Origin of the sequence: Agromyces excoecariae (assembly GCF_051715505.1) — a bacterium.
GTDB lineage: Bacteria > Actinomycetota > Actinomycetes > Actinomycetales > Microbacteriaceae > Agromyces.
Window position 1 is genome coordinate 44048 of sequence record NZ_JBPSLA010000011.1, and the last position, 13754, is coordinate 57801.

General features: G+C 72.9%; 10 protein-coding genes and 1 tRNA gene. 4 read left to right on the forward strand and 7 right to left on the reverse strand.

Annotation, left to right across the window (positions count from 1 at the left end; translation table 11 throughout):
* Nucleotides 1–3 precede the first annotated feature (3 nt).
* The 7 genes from rho to ACSJD1_RS10515 form a co-directional block, all read right to left on the reverse strand.
* Nucleotides 4–2235 (reverse strand): transcription termination factor Rho, encoded by a 2232-nt coding sequence (rho, locus tag ACSJD1_RS10485; RefSeq protein ID WP_438855253.1) that lies wholly within the window; start codon nucleotides 2233–2235, stop codon nucleotides 4–6.
* Nucleotides 2236–2386: 151 nt separating this feature from the next.
* The gene (thrB, locus tag ACSJD1_RS10490; protein WP_438855254.1) at nucleotides 2387–3352 is read right to left on the reverse strand and encodes a homoserine kinase; all 966 of its coding nucleotides are present in this window, start codon (nucleotides 3350–3352) and stop codon (nucleotides 2387–2389) included.
* Nucleotides 3349–4446: a threonine synthase gene (gene thrC / locus ACSJD1_RS10495; protein ID WP_438855255.1), complete on the reverse strand. Its 1098-nt coding sequence runs from the start codon at nucleotides 4444–4446 to the stop codon at nucleotides 3349–3351. The genes thrB and thrC overlap by 4 nt, the downstream gene beginning before the upstream one ends.
* Nucleotides 4443–5753: a homoserine dehydrogenase gene (locus ACSJD1_RS10500; RefSeq protein ID WP_155051871.1), complete on the reverse strand. Its 1311-nt coding sequence runs from the start codon at nucleotides 5751–5753 to the stop codon at nucleotides 4443–4445. Before ACSJD1_RS10500 ends, thrC begins: the two co-directional genes overlap by 4 nt.
* Nucleotides 5750–7165 carry a diaminopimelate decarboxylase gene (gene lysA / locus ACSJD1_RS10505; protein WP_438855256.1) on the reverse strand — a complete coding sequence of 472 codons (1416 nt, stop codon included), beginning with the start codon at nucleotides 7163–7165 and terminating at the stop codon, nucleotides 5750–5752. The genes ACSJD1_RS10500 and lysA overlap by 4 nt, the downstream gene beginning before the upstream one ends.
* Before the next feature lie 201 nt (nucleotides 7166–7366).
* Nucleotides 7367–8173, reverse strand: coding sequence for an LmeA family phospholipid-binding protein (locus ACSJD1_RS10510; protein WP_438855257.1), 807 nt, complete (start codon nucleotides 8171–8173; stop codon nucleotides 7367–7369).
* Between the two features lie 10 nt (nucleotides 8174–8183).
* Nucleotides 8184–9857 (reverse strand): arginine--tRNA ligase, encoded by a 1674-nt coding sequence (locus ACSJD1_RS10515; protein WP_438855258.1) that lies wholly within the window; start codon nucleotides 9855–9857, stop codon nucleotides 8184–8186.
* A gap of 39 nt (nucleotides 9858–9896) precedes the next feature.
* Between ACSJD1_RS10515 and ACSJD1_RS10520 the strand changes: the two genes are divergently transcribed.
* The 4 genes from ACSJD1_RS10520 to ACSJD1_RS10535 all read left to right on the forward strand — a co-directional run bounded on the left by ACSJD1_RS10520 (nucleotide 9897) and on the right by ACSJD1_RS10535 (nucleotide 13640).
* Entirely contained in the window at nucleotides 9897–10529 is a 633-nt protein-coding gene (locus ACSJD1_RS10520) for an iron ABC transporter ATP-binding protein (protein ID WP_438855259.1), read from the forward strand.
* A gap of 63 nt (nucleotides 10530–10592) precedes the next feature.
* Nucleotides 10593–10665, forward strand: a tRNA-Arg gene (locus ACSJD1_RS10525).
* 193 nt (nucleotides 10666–10858) lie between these two features.
* The gene (locus ACSJD1_RS10530; RefSeq protein ID WP_438855260.1) at nucleotides 10859–12847 is read left to right on the forward strand and encodes a TPM domain-containing protein; all 1989 of its coding nucleotides are present in this window, start codon (nucleotides 10859–10861) and stop codon (nucleotides 12845–12847) included.
* 55 nt (nucleotides 12848–12902) lie between these two features.
* Entirely contained in the window at nucleotides 12903–13640 is a 738-nt protein-coding gene (locus ACSJD1_RS10535; protein ID WP_438855261.1) for a PspA/IM30 family protein, read from the forward strand.
* The last annotated feature ends 114 nt before the right edge of the window (nucleotides 13641–13754 follow it).

Here is a 13754-nt window from a genome sequence, read left to right on the forward strand (position 1 = left end):
CGATCAGCGGTGGTCGGACTCGTGCCCGTGCCCGTTGCCGTTGCCGCCCACCGGAGCCGACTTCTGCATGAGCAGGAGGAACTCGGTGTTCGACTGCGTCTCGCGAAGGCGTCCGAGCACGGCCTCCAGGGCCTGCTGCGGCTCGAGGCCGGCGAGGGCGCGACGGAGCTTCCACGTGATCTTCACCTCGTCGGGCGAGAGCAGCATCTCCTCGCGACGCGTCGACGACGCGTTCACGTCGACGGCGGGGAAGATCCGCTTGTCGGCGAGGTGGCGCGAGAGTCGCAGCTCGGAGTTGCCGGTGCCCTTGAACTCCTCGAAGATCACCTCGTCCATCTTCGATCCGGTCTCGACGAGCGCGGTGGCGAGGATGGTCAGCGAGCCGCCGTTCTCGATGTTGCGCGCCGCACCGAAGAACCGCTTCGGCGGGTACAGCGCCGAGGCGTCCACGCCGCCCGACAGCACCCGGCCCGAAGCGGGTGCGGCGAGGTTGTAGGCGCGGCCGAGGCGCGTGATCGAGTCGAGGAGCACGACCACGTCGTGACCGAGCTCGACGAGTCGCTTCGCACGCTCGATCGCGAGCTCGGCGACGGTCGTGTGGTCCTCCGCCGGCCGGTCGAAGGTCGAGGCGATGACCTCGCCCTTGACCGTGCGCTGCATGTCGGTGACCTCTTCGGGACGCTCGTCGACGAGCACGACCATGAGGTGGACCTCGGGGTTGTTGATGGCGATCGCGTTCGCGATCTGCTGCAGCACGATCGTCTTGCCGGCCTTGGGCGGCGCGACGATCAGGCCGCGCTGGCCCTTGCCGATCGGCGCGACGAGGTCGATGATGCGCTGGGTCAGCTTGGTCGGCTCGGTCTCGAGACGCAGGCGGTCCTGCGGGTAGAGCGGGGTGAGCTTCTGGAAGTCGACGCGTGCGGCGGCCTCGTCGGCCGTCTGCCCGTTGATCGAGTCGATCTTCACGAGCGCGTTGTACTTCTGGCGGCTGCTGCCCTCGCCCTCGCGGGGCTGCTTGATCGAGCCGACGACCGCGTCGCCCTTGCGCAGGTGGTACTTCTTCACCTGGCCGAGCGAGACGTACACGTCGCTCGGACCGGGCAGGTAGCCCGTCGTGCGGACGAACGCGTAGTTGTCGAGCACGTCGAGGATGCCGGCGATCGGGATCAGCACGTCGTCGTCGAGGATCTCGGGCTCGATCTCGTCGCCCTGGCCCTGGCCACGGCGCTTTCGGTCGCGGTACCGGTTGCGCCGGCCGCCGCCTTCACCGTCGGCCTGCTGCTGGTCGCCGCGGCCCTGCTGGCCCTGCTGGCCGCGACCGCCCTGCTGGTCCTGCTTGGCCTTCTCGGCCTCGCCGCCCTGACGACCCTTGTCGGAGTCGGCCTGACGGCCCTTGTCGCCGTCGGCCTGCTCGTCGGCATGGCGTCCGCCCTGCGGCTGGTCGGCCTTCTGGCCCTCGCCGCGGTCGGCGCCGCCGCGGCGACCCCGGTTGCGGCTCCGGCCCTGCCGCTGTTCCTGCGCGGGCTGGTCGGCCTTGCCGTCGCCCTCGGACTGGTCCTCGGCCTGGCCCTCGCCGGCCTCGCCCTTCCGGCCCCCGGCCGTCGCCGCGGCGAGCTGCTCGCGAACGGCGGCACGCGCGGCCTCGCGGGCCTCGTCGTCGGACGAACCGGCTGCGGGCTTCTCGTCGGCCTGCGCGTCGGAGGGCACGAGCTCGACGCCGGTCGCTCCGGCGTTCGCGTGGGCCGCAGCGGCCGTGGCGCTCGTGGCGCGACGCGGCTGGCGGCCACGACGGACCGGCTCGGCCGCGGGCGCCTCGGCGGCCTGCGCCTCGGCGGCCTGCACCTCGGGCGCCTCGGCGGCGGCGGGCGCGTCGTCGGCCGGCGCGGGCGCGTCGACGGGAGCTTCGGCCTCGGCGGGCGCGGCGACGGGCTCGACGACGTCGTCGGCCGCGACGGCCGCGACGCCGTCGGTGTGGGCGGAGATCAACTCCACGAGTTCTCCTTTTCGGCGCTTCGACGCGCCGGCGATGCCGAGCGATGACGCGAGCTCCTGGAGCTCGGCGACCTTCATGGTCGACAGGCGAGCGGCGTCCACGCGCTCGGCGTGGTCGGTTCCGTTGGTCACTGGGATTTTTCCTTTCCCCTGGCCAGGCGTTTGGGGTTGGCCGAGGAGAGCTGGTCGCGGCACGTCGCAGACGTGCGCACGAGGCGCAGATCTGCGCGATGGCGAAAGCATGGGATGCCGGGAATCGCACCGAACGGCGGGGACGCGAGTGGTGCAGCGACTGCCGGGTGCGGGCTCCAGTCTAGCACCCGGCGCTCGGCGGTCGGACCACGCGCCACGCCGTCGACGGTGCGTCCCGACGGCGTTCGGGCCGGGTCGCAGGTCAGTCGTCGTCGGCCGGAGTCACCGTCGCGCCGAGGAAGTCGACCGCGAGCGGGAGGGCCTGCCAGGCGGTGTCGGCCGTCTCCTCCACGAGGCGCGCGGCATCCGCTCGCTCGCTCGGGTCGCTGGCCAGCACCAGGATCGACGGCCCGGCCCCCGAGACGACCGCGGGGTGCCCCGCCTCGCGCAGGCGCCGGATGAGCCGATCGGTCTCCGGCATCGCCTCGGCGCGATAGCGCTGGTGGAGCTTGTCCTCGGTGGCGGCGAGCAGCAGCTCGGGACTCTGGATCAGCGCCGCCACGAGCAGCGCCGAGCGCGAGACGTTGAACACCGCGTCCTCGTGGGGCACCGACTGCGGCTGGAGGCTGCGCGCGAGGGCGGTCGACATCTCGTGCTCGGGCACGAGCACGAGCGGCGACACGCCGCGGTGCACCATGAGCTTCTTGTGGCGAGGCCCATCGGGCGTGACCCATGCGATCGTCAGACCGCCGAAGAGCGCGGGCGCGACGTTGTCGGGGTGGCCCTCGAGCTCGGTCGCGAGCTCGAGCAGCCCGTCGGGCGAGATCTCGACCTCGGGCTCCAGGAGGCCCTTCGCGGCCATCACGCCCGCCACGATGGCCGCACCCGAGGATCCAAGGCCGCGACCGTGCGGGATGGAGTTGTGCGCGACGAGCCTGATCGGAGGGAGTTCGCGCCCGTATCGCGCGAAGGTGTGCGCCATCGCACGCACGACGAGGTGCGTCTCGTCGAGCGGCACCTCGCCCTCGCCGACGCCGTGCACCTCGATCTCGAGTCCGGACCCGACGACCTCGACCTCGAGCTCGTCGTAGCGCGCCAGCGCGAGGCCGAGCGTGTCGAACCCCGGTCCGAGGTTCGCCGACGTCGCGGGCACCTTGACGTGGACCCTCCGCCCGAGGAGGGTGCCGGCCGACGCGGGCGTCGCCTCCGCCGAGGCGGCGGCGCTCATGCGCCGAGCCCCAGCACCTCGGCGACGTGCGCCACGTCCGCGGGGACGACCGTCGGTGCGACCTCGGAGCCGTCGGGCCGGCGCAGCGCCCACTGCGGGTCCTTGAGTCCGTGCCCGGTGACGGTCAGCACGACCTTCGCACCGGCCGGCACCTCACCCGCCGCGGCCCGCTCGAGCAGGCCGGCGACGCTGATCGCGGACGCCGGCTCGACGAAGATGCCGACCTCGGCCGAGAGGATCCGCTGGGCCTCGAGGATCTTGTCGTCCTCGATCGCGCCGAAGTACCCGTCGGTGAGAGCGCGCGCCTCGAGCGCGAGGTGCCACGAGGCGGGGTTGCCGATGCGGATGGCGCTCGCGATGGTCTCGGGATTGCGCACCGGCTCGCCGAGCACGAGCGGCGCCGACCCGGCGGCCTGGAACCCGAACATGCGCGGCAGCTTCGTGGCGTTGCCCGCCTCGATGTCCTCGCGGTAGCCGCGCGTGTAGGCGGTGTAGTTGCCTGCGTTGCCGACCGGAATGAAGTGCAGGTCGGGCGCATCGCCCAGCACCTCGACGACCTCGAACGCGGCCGTCTTCTGCCCCTCGATGCGGTCGTTGTTGACCGAGTTGACGAGGTGCACCGGGTAGTTCTCGGCGAGGTCGCGTGCGATGTCGAGGCAGTCGTCGAAGTTGCCCTGGATCTGGATGAGCTGCGCGTCGTGCGCGATCGCCTGGCTGAGCTTGCCCATCGCGATCTTGCCCTCGGGCACGAGCACCGCGGCCTTGATGCCCGCGTGCGTGGCGTAGGCCGCGGCCGAGGCAGACGTATTGCCGGTCGAGGCGCAGATCACGACCTCGGCGCCGCGCTCGACCGCCTTCGTCACGGCCATCGTCATGCCGCGGTCCTTGAACGATCCGGTCGGGTTCATGCCCTCGAACTTGACCCAGACGTCGGCGCCGGTGCGGCGCGAGAGCGCGGGTGCGGGCAGGAGCGGCGTGCCGCCCTCGCCGAGGGTCACGATCGGGGTGGCGTCGGTCACGTCGAGGCGGTCGGCGTACTCCCGGATGACGCCGCGCCACTGACGCGACGGCGCCTTCGTTGCCTGGTGGTTCACTCTGCTCCTTCGACTCGGATGACGGATGCGACCGAGGTCACGACGGGGCTGTCGGCGAGTGCCCGCACCGTCTCGGCGAGCGCGGACTCGCGCGCCTCGTGGGTGCCGATCACCAGCGTAGCCCGGCCGTTCTCGTCGTTGATGGTCTGCTCGAGCTCGCCGACGGAGACGCCGTGGTCGGCGAACACGTGGGCGATCGTCGCGAGCACGCCCGGCTGGTCGGCCGCCTCGAGCGTGATCGCGTAGCGGGTGGTGATTCGGCCGATCTCGAGCACGGGCAGCTCGGCGTGGGTCGACTCCGCGGTGCCCGGTCCGCCGAGCACGTGGCGGCGCGCGATCGCCACCAGGTCTCCCAGCACGGCCGAGGCCGTCTGCACGCCGCCGGCGCCCGCGCCGTAGAACATGAGCGGACCGGCGGCGGCTGCCTCGACGAAGACGGCGTTGTTCGCCCCGTGCACGGCGGCGAGCGGATGGCTCCGGTGCACCATCGCCGGGTAGACGCGCGCGGACACGCCCTCCTCCCCCGTCTCGGGGTCGGCGAGGCGCTCGCAGATCGCGAGGAGCTTCACGACGTAGCCGGCGCGCTTGGCCGACTCGACCTGGGCCGCGGTGACGCCCGTGATGCCCTCCCGGTGCACCCGGTCGACCGGCACGCTCGTGTGGAAGGCGAGGCTCGCGAGGATCGCGGCCTTCTGCGCGGCGTCGTAGCCGCCGATGTCGGCCGTCGGGTCGGCCTCGGCGTAGCCGAGCTCGGTGGCCGTCGCGAGCGCATCCTCGAGCGAGGCGCCCGTCGTGTCCATGCGGTCGAGGATGAAGTTCGTCGTGCCGTTGACGATGCCGAGGATCCGGTCGATGCGATCGCCGGCGAGGCTGTCGCGCAGCGGCCGGATGATCGGGATGGCGCCGCCGACCGCCGCCTCGTAGGACAGCTGCGCGCCGACCTGCTCGGCCGCGGCGAAGAGCTCGGGACCGTGGGTGGCCAGGAGCGCCTTGTTTCCCGACACGACGTCGGCCCCCGAGGAGATCGCCTTGAGGATGAGCGTCCGGGCGGGCTCGAGCCCGCCCATGAGCTCGATCACGATGTCGGCGCCCAGGATCAGCGACTCGGCGTCGGTCGTCAGGAGCTCCCGCGGCAGCGCGGCGTCGCGCGGCGCATCGACGTCGCGGACGGCGATGCCGACGAGCTCGATCCTCGCACCGATGCGATTGGCCAGCTCGTCGCCCTGCTCGAGCAGGAGTCGGGCGACCTGGGAGCCGACCGAGCCGGCGCCGAGCAGCGCCACGCGGATGGAACGGTATTCGATCATGCGGTGACTCCGTGTGCGTCATCGTCGTGGTCGGAGAGTCCGGCGTCGCGAGCGAGGAGATCCTCCTCGGTCTCGCCGCGCACGATCACGCGTGCGATGCCGCCGGAGACGGCCACGACCGGCGGTCGTGGCACGTGGTTGTAGTTCGACGCGAGCGACCAGCAGTACGCGCCGGTCGCGGCGACCGCGACGAGGTCGCCCGGGGCGACGTCGTGCGGCAGCCAGTCGTGGTCGACGACGACGTCGCCGGACTCGCAGTGCTTGCCGACCACACGCACGAGCGAGGCCGGATCGGCGGAGACGCGCGACGCGAGGCGCACCGTGTAGTCGGCGCCGTACATCGCGGTGCGGATGTTGTCGCTCATGCCGCCGTCGACCGAGACGTAGTGGCGCCATCCCTCGTCGGTGGGCACGGGCTTCACCGTGCCGACCGTGTAGAGCGTGATGCCCGCCGGGCCGATGATCGAGCGGCCCGGCTCGAACGCGAGTCGGGGCACCGGCACGCCGAACCGCTCGCACGCCCGGGCGACCGCGCGCGCGATGCCGTCGGCGATCTGCTCGATCGGGGCGGGCTCGTCGGCCTCGGTGTAGGCGATGCCGAAGCCGCCGCCGAGGTTCAGCTCGGGGACCGGCGCGACCGCCGACAGCTCGGCGTGGACGGCGAGCAGCCGCTCGGCCGACTCGGCGAAGCCCCCGTCGTCGAAGATCTGCGAGCCGATGTGGCAGTGCAGGCCGACGAAGTCGAGCGAGGCGTGGGAGCGGATGTCGGCGACGATGCGCCCGGCGTCCGGCAGTGCGATCCCGAACTTCTGGTCCTCGTGCGCGGTCGCGAGGAACTCGTGCGTCGACGCGTGCACGCCGGAGTTGACCCTGAGGCGCACGCGCTGCACGCGGCCGGCGCGGGAGGCGGCATCCGCCACCCGGAGCACCTCGACCTCGCTGTCGATGATGATCGTGCCGACGCCTGCGGCGACGGCGCGCTCGATCTCGCGCGCGGACTTGTTGTTGCCGTGGAAGCCGATGCGGGCGGGGTCGGCGCCGGCGGCCAGCGCGACCGCGAGCTCGCCACCGGTCGCGACGTCGATCGCGAGCCCCTCGTCGGTCATCCAGCGAACGACCGCGCCCGAGAGGAACGCCTTGCCGGCGTAGTAGACCGTCACCGAGGTGCCGACGGATGCCGCGGCCCGTTCGAACGCGGCGCGCGTGCGCGCGGCGCGCGAGCGCGCGACCCCCTCGTCGACCACGTAGAGCGGGGTGCCGAAGCGTTCGGCGAGGGCCTCGGCGTCGATGCCGCCGACGACCAGTCGACCGGCCTCGTCGCGATGCGCGCCCTCGGGCCACACCTTCGGGTCGAGGGCGTTCGGATCCGCGGGCGCGCCGCGCAGCGCGGGGACGGATGCGCTGGAAGACACGGGGAACCCTCACGGACGATGGAACGACGGATCGCTCGGACGGCGAGCGAACCCGGATCGGTTCCTGAAGCCTCGGTGCGGACCGCCCTTGTGGGGCGGCGTACCGGCGAGTCTACCGACGCCCGGCGCGGTGGCCGAATCGGCGACGACACCGGGCGTCGCCGTCGTCGCGACGGCGTGCCGGCGTCGCGGGGACGGACGTCAGCCGCAGGTGCCGGTGGTCGCGAGGGTCTCCTCGGCGAGCGGGAGCCCGCTCGCCTCGAGGCGCACGGTCACGAGGTCGGGCTCGACGTCGATGCCGGAGACCTGGACACCCTCGGGCAGGCGATCGGCGACGCAGATCGGGACCGGGTCGCCGCCGAGGATGCGGTCGACGAGGCCCGATGCGTCGAAGCTCCCGCCGCCGGCGCTGATGTCGGCCGCGACGGGTCGGAGCAGCACGCGGTCGCCCGCCGCCTCGGGCTCGGCCGTGATCGAGAAGCCGATCGGGATGCCGAGGAAGGTGGTCTCGTCCTCGTAGGCCACCGTGCCCTCGCCGAGCGTCAGACCACCGGTGATCCCCTGCGACGCGGCGATCTCGTCGACGGCGTCGCCGTCGATCGACGCCTCGACCTCCCCCCGCTCGAGCGTGCCGCCCTCGGCGAGCGGGACGCCGTACGCGGTGACGGTCACGTCGACCGGGACGCCGTTCACGACGAGGTCGGGCGCGGTGGCGACCATCTCGTCCATCCGGCCGGTCATCGCCTGCCACAGCGCGGAGAACCCGCGGATGTCGACCTCGACCTCGCCCTCGACGCCCTCGGGCAGCGACTGCTCGATCGAGTCGGCGACGTTCCGCTCGGCGATGGCGCGGCCGACGGTCTCGACCAGGACCAGCAGCGCGGCGACCACCGCGACGAGCACCAGCACGCCGATCACGGCGCGCGCACCGCGGCGGGAACGGCGCGGCGCGGGATCCGCCCCGCCCAGCGGTCGGACGGGCACGGTCTCGGCATCGCGCGAGGTCATGCGGGCGAGGCTACATGCGCTCCGGCGCCGACACGCCGAGCAGGTCGAGGCCGTTGCGGATGACCTGGCCCGTCGCGTCGTTCAGCCAGAGGCGCGTGCGGTGCAGGTCGCCGATCGGCTCGTCGCCGAGCGGAAGCACGCGGCAGTTGTCGTACCAGCGGTGGTACAGGCCCGCGAGCTCCTCGATGTAGCGCGCGATGCGGTGCGGCTCGCGCAGCTCGGCGGCCTGCGCCACGATGCGGGGGAACTCCTGCAGGGCGCCCAGCAGCGCCGACTCCGTCTCGTGCTCGAGCAGTTCCGGCGCGAACGCGGAGCGGTCCACGCCGGAGGCGTGGGCGTTGCGCGCCACGGCCGAGGTGCGGGCGTGGGCGTACTGCACGTAGAAGACGGGGTTGTCGTTCGTGCGACGACGCAGCTGCTCGGGGTCGATCGCGAGCGGCGAGTCGGCCGGGTAGCGGGCGAGCGTGTAGCGGAGGGCGTCGGTGCCGAGCCAGGCCTGCAGGTCGTCGAGCTCGATGATGTTGCCTGCGCGCTTGGAGAGCTTCGCGCCGTTGATCGAGACGAGCTGTCCGATGAGCACCTCGATGTCGCGCTCGGGGTCGTCGCCCGCGGCGCCCGCGAGCGCCTTCAGGCGGTGCACGTAGCCGTGGTGGTCGGCGCCGAGGAGGTAGACCTTGTGCTCGAACCCGCGGTCGCCCTTGTCGAGGTAGTAGGCGGCATCCGCGGCGAAGTAGGTGTAGACGCCGTTGGCGCGGCGGATGACGCGGTCCTTGTCGTCGCCGAAGTCGGTCGTGCGGACCCAGACCGCGCCGTCCTCGTCGAACACGTGGCCCTGGGCCCGCAGGCGCTCGACCGCGGCATCGATCGCCGAGACGCCGTCGTCGTCCTTCGCGTGCAGGGCGCGCTCGCTCGTCCAGACGTCGAAGTGGACGTTGAAGCGCTCGAGCGAGGCGCGGATCTCGCCGAGCTGCAGCTCGTACGCGATCTCGCGCGCGGTGTGCAGCGCGACCTCGTCGTCGAGTTCGAGCAGGTGCGGCTCGCGCTCGAGCACGCGCGCGGCGAGGTCGGCGATGTACTGCCCCGGGTAGCCGTTCTCGGGCGTCGGCTCGCCCTTCGCGGCCGCGATGACCGAGGCCCCGAAGTTGTCCATCTGGTTGCCCGCGTCGTTGATGTAGTACTCGTTCGCGACCTGCGCGCCCGCAGCACGGAGCACGCGCCCGATCGAGTCGCCGAGCGCGGCCCACCGCGTGTGGCCGATATGAAGCGGCCCGGTCGGGTTCGCCGAGACGAACTCGAGGTTGACCACCCGGCCGGCGAGCGAGTCGCCGCGTCCGTACGCCGTGCCCGCGTCGACGATGACCTTCGCGAGCGCGCCCGCGGCCGCGGCATCCAGCCGGATGTTGATGAAGCCCGGGCCGGCGACCTCGGCGCTCGCGACGCCGTCGACCTCGGCGAGGCCCGCAGCGAGCTCGGTCGCGATCTCCCGGGGGCTCGCGCCGAGCGGCTTGGCGATGCGCAGGGCGATGCTCGACGCCCAGTCGCCGTGCTCGCGCAGCTTCGGACGCTCGAGCGTGACCGCATCCGGCGAGAGGCGCAACTCGACCTCGGCACCGGCCTCGCGTCGTCGCGCGACCAGGGCGATGACGAGGTCGTACAGGGCACGCGAGAGGTCGGCGGGAGTCACTCGAAGATCCTACCGGGCGCCGTTGCTATCGTTTCCCGCATGCCGCGCCCGAACGACTCCCGCCTCCGCCTCCGCCCGGTCACGCTCGCGTTCGCCGGGGCGTCCGCGCTGGCACTCCTCCTGTCGGCCTGCACCGACCCCGGCGCGTCGCCCTCCGAGACGAGCGAGCCGCCCGCGGCGACGGGCTCCGCTGCGGCGACCGCGCCGTCCGACCCGAGCGCCGAGCCCGAGCCGACGGAGGAGCCGATCCCCTTCGACATCGCCTGCGACGCCATGCTCACTCCCGACCAGGTCTACGAGTTCAACCCGAACTACGGGACCGCGCCCGACTTCTCCCCCTCCTCCGAGACGGTCCGGGACGTGGTCGCCGCGTCCGGCACCGCATGCGGCTGGAGCAACCAGACGAGCGGGGAGGTCATCGAAGTGGGAGTGGCCACGCTCCCCGAGCACGCGTACGAGCTGCAGGTCGGCGACGCCGCGATGCATTCGAACCCGGTGCCGACGTACGGCACTCCGCCCGACGTCGAGGGATTCTTCCGCCAGTCCGGCGAGGTCGGCCAGGCGCAGGTGTTCTCGAACGGGTACTGGATCGTGATCGAGTCGGCCGCGCTGTTCGAGCCCGGCGACGCACAGGGCCTCGTCGCCGACGTCCTCGCGAACGTCGCGGGCTGAGTATCGACGGGTCCCCGGACGTGCGCCGGGGAACCGCGCAGGTGGTAGTGTTTCCTGCTGTGCGCCTCCGTAGCTCAGGGGATAGAGCGCCGGTTTCCGGTACCGTAGGTCGGGGGTTCGAATCCCTCCGGGGGCACGTCGTGAAGAGCCCGGTCCACTCAGCCAGCTGAGGGTCCGGGCTCGTTCCGTTTCCGGGCGCGCAGCCTCCCCTGCCGTGCTGCGTCGCCCGTGATCGCCGGGCTGCTGAGCGTCCGCTCGGAGTCGTGGACGCTCGTCGGAGCGCCCCAATAGACTCCACACATCGGCTCCGAGGGGAAGGGCACTGTCGCATGCGGTCGGTTCGGAGGGGTTCGATCGCGTTCGCCGTCCTGATCGCATCGACGCTGCTCCAGATCCCCGCGGTCGCGAACGCCGAGCAGCCCGTCGAGTTCGGCGCGAGCCCGATCGTCGACACGGTCGGTGCGCTGACGGCCGACGAGGCGGCGGAGGTCGAGGCGGCGATCCGGGAAGCGGCCGACGAGACCGGTCGCCAGCTGTTCGTGGCGTACGTCAGCGAGTTCGACGATCCCGCCGACGCGGGGTCCTGGGCGACCGAGACCGCCAACGACAACAACATGGGCAGCGAGGACTACCTGCTCGCCGTCGCGATCGACGGGCGGGCGTACCAGTTGTCCGCCGCCGAGGACGCCTCGCTCTCGGCCGACGAGGTCGATCGCATCGCGGTGCAGGTCGTCGAGCCGCACCTGCGCGACGGCGACTGGGCGGCCGCCGCCCTCGCCGCCGCGGAGGCGATCGGCGGAGGTGGCGCGCAGGGCGGCGGACTCGGCTGGCTGTGGATCCTGCTACTCGTCCTCGTCGTGGCGGCGGCGATCGTGCTGGCGATCGTGCTCGCCCGGAGGCGCGCGCGGCGCGGCGCAGCACCGGCGCAGGGGCCACCCGCGATTCCGGTCGGGGAACTGCATCGGCAGGCCGGCGGCGCGCTGATCGCCGCCGATGACGCCCTGAAGACCAGCGAGGAGGAGCTCGGCTTCGCGGTCGCCTCGTTCGGCGAGGAGGCGGTCGCCGACTTCCGCACCGCGCTCGCCACGGCGACGTCGAAGGTGCGCGAGGCCTTCGGCCTCCAGCAGCGACTCGACGACCACGAGCCCGACACCGAGCCGCAGCAGCGCGAGTGGTACACGGGCATCCTCCGCCTGACCGGGGAGGCGGAGGCGCTGCTCGACGCGCAGGCCGAGCGCTTCGACGCCCTGCGTGCGCTCGAGCAGAACGCACCCGCCGCGCTCCGGCGCGTGGAGGACGCGATCCGCGATGCCGAATCCGCGATCGGTCCCGCCTCCGCGCGGCTGCAGGCCCTGGCTGCCCAGTACGCGCCTGCGGCGCTCGCCGCTGCGGTCGACAATCCCGAGCAGGCGCGCACGCGCATCGCGTTCGCCCGCGACTCGGCCGCCGAGGCCTCCTCGGCGATCGCGCGCGGCGAGAACGGCGCCGCCGCCGTGGACATCCGCGCTGCGGAGGAGGCCGCCGACCAGGCCCGGCTCCTCACCGCCGCGGTCGAGCGCCTGGCGGCCGACCTCGGCGACGGCGACCGTGCCGTCGCCGCGGGGGTCGACGACCTCGACGCCGACGTCCGGACGGCCCGCGGAATGCCCGAGGCCGACCTCGCCGGGCTCGCCGACCGCGTCGAAGCCGAGGCGAGCGCACTGCGCGCCGACCTCGGCCGCCCCGGGCGCTCGCCGGTCGAGCTCGCAGCACGCCTCGACGCCGTGAACCGCGAGATCGACGCCGCGATCCAGGGCGCGCGCGACGCAGCGGTGCAGGCGCAGCGCGCACGCGCAGAGCTCGATCGCACCCTCCTCGCCGCGCGGTCGCGCGTGCAGGCCGCAGAGGACTACCTGGTCGCACGTCGCGGCGCGATCGGCGCCGAGGCACGCACGCGTCTCGCCGAGGCGGGGCGGCTCGTGGTCGAGGCGCAGTCGCTCGCGGCGACCGATGCGGCCCGGGCACTCGCCGCGGCGCAGCGCGCCGAGGGACTCGCCGGCCAGGCGATGTCGCTCGCGCAGCAGGACGTCGGCGGCTTCGGCGCCGGGTACGGAGCCGGAGTCCCGTCGGGGCGCGGCGGGAGCGGCGGCGACGTCTTCGGGGCGGTCCTCGGGGGCATCCTCATCGACTCGATGCTCGGCGGCGGGCGCCGCGGCGGCGGATTCGGCGGAGGCGGCGTCTCCGGCGGGCTCGGTGGGCTCGGCGGCGGCCGACGCGCTCCCGGCAGCTTCGGCGGATCCGCGACGCGCTCGAGGCGCGGGAGCGGGGGCCGCTTCTGACGCGCCGCTTCGACCAGTACGACCCCGTTCGATCACCACACGGAAGGACACACCGATGACCAAGCAGTCCATCTTCGGGCGAATCTCGCAGCTCCTGCGAGCCAACGTCAACGCCCTCATCGACCAGGCCGAGGACCCCGAGGTCATGCTCGACCAGATGGTCCGCGACTTCACGAACTCGATCGCCGACGCCGAGGCCGCGATCGCCGAGACGATCGGCAACCTGCGGTTGCTCGAGGACGACCACCGCGAGGACGTGAACGCCGCGCGCGAGTGGGGCGACAAGGCGCTCGCCGCGAGCCGGAAGGCCGACGAACTCCGCACCGCGGGCGACACGGCGGGTGCCGACAAGTTCGACAACCTCGCCAAGGTCGCCCTGAGCCGCCAGATCTCGTCCGAGAACGAGGCGCGCGCGGCCGAGCCGCAGATCGCCGCCCAGACCGAGGTCGTGGAGAAGCTCAAGGCCGGGCTCAACGGCATGAAGCAGAAGCTCGTCGAACTGAAGAACAAGCGCAGCGAGCTCATCGCCCGGTCGAAGACGGCCGCGGCGCAGCAGCAGGTGCACGAAGCCGTGAAGTCGATCGACATCCTCGACCCGACGAGCGAGCTCGGCCGCTTCGAGGACAAGGTGCGCCGCGAGGAGGCGAAGGCGCGCGGCCAGGCCGAGCTCGCCGCCTCGAGCATCGACGCGCAGTTCAACGAGCTCGAAGACCTCGGCGAGTTGACCGAGGTCGAGGCGCGGCTCGCCGCGCTGAAGACCGGCGGCGCCCAGGGCCAGATCTCCGGCTCCTGACCGGGGCGGATGCCGCGGGGCGCCGCCGCACGGACGGCGGCCCCGCGGCATCCGAGACACGACCGGCGCCGGCGTCAGGGCACGCGTCCGTTCTCCGCTCACGAGGGAGGTGCC

What these genes read in the sequence shown, in the direction of transcription:
- rho (WP_438855253.1), bottom strand. Translation starts at nt 2,235, where the DNA reads ATGCTTTCGCCATCGCGCAGATCTGCGCCTCGTGCGCACGTCTGCGAC.
- thrB (WP_438855254.1), bottom strand. Translation starts at nt 3,352, where the DNA reads ATGAGCGCCGCCGCCTCGGCGGAGGCGACGCCCGCGTCGGCCGGCACC.
- ACSJD1_RS10500 (WP_155051871.1), bottom strand. Translation starts at nt 5,753, where the DNA reads ATGATCGAATACCGTTCCATCCGCGTGGCGCTGCTCGGCGCCGGCTCG.
- ACSJD1_RS10510 (WP_438855257.1), bottom strand. Translation starts at nt 8,173, where the DNA reads ATGACCTCGCGCGATGCCGAGACCGTGCCCGTCCGACCGCTGGGCGGG.
- ACSJD1_RS10520 (WP_438855259.1), top strand. Translation starts at nt 9,897, where the DNA reads ATGCCGCGCCCGAACGACTCCCGCCTCCGCCTCCGCCCGGTCACGCTC.
- ACSJD1_RS10530 (WP_438855260.1), top strand. Translation starts at nt 10,859, where the DNA reads ATGCGGTCGGTTCGGAGGGGTTCGATCGCGTTCGCCGTCCTGATCGCA.
- ACSJD1_RS10535 (WP_438855261.1), top strand. Translation starts at nt 12,903, where the DNA reads ATGACCAAGCAGTCCATCTTCGGGCGAATCTCGCAGCTCCTGCGAGCC.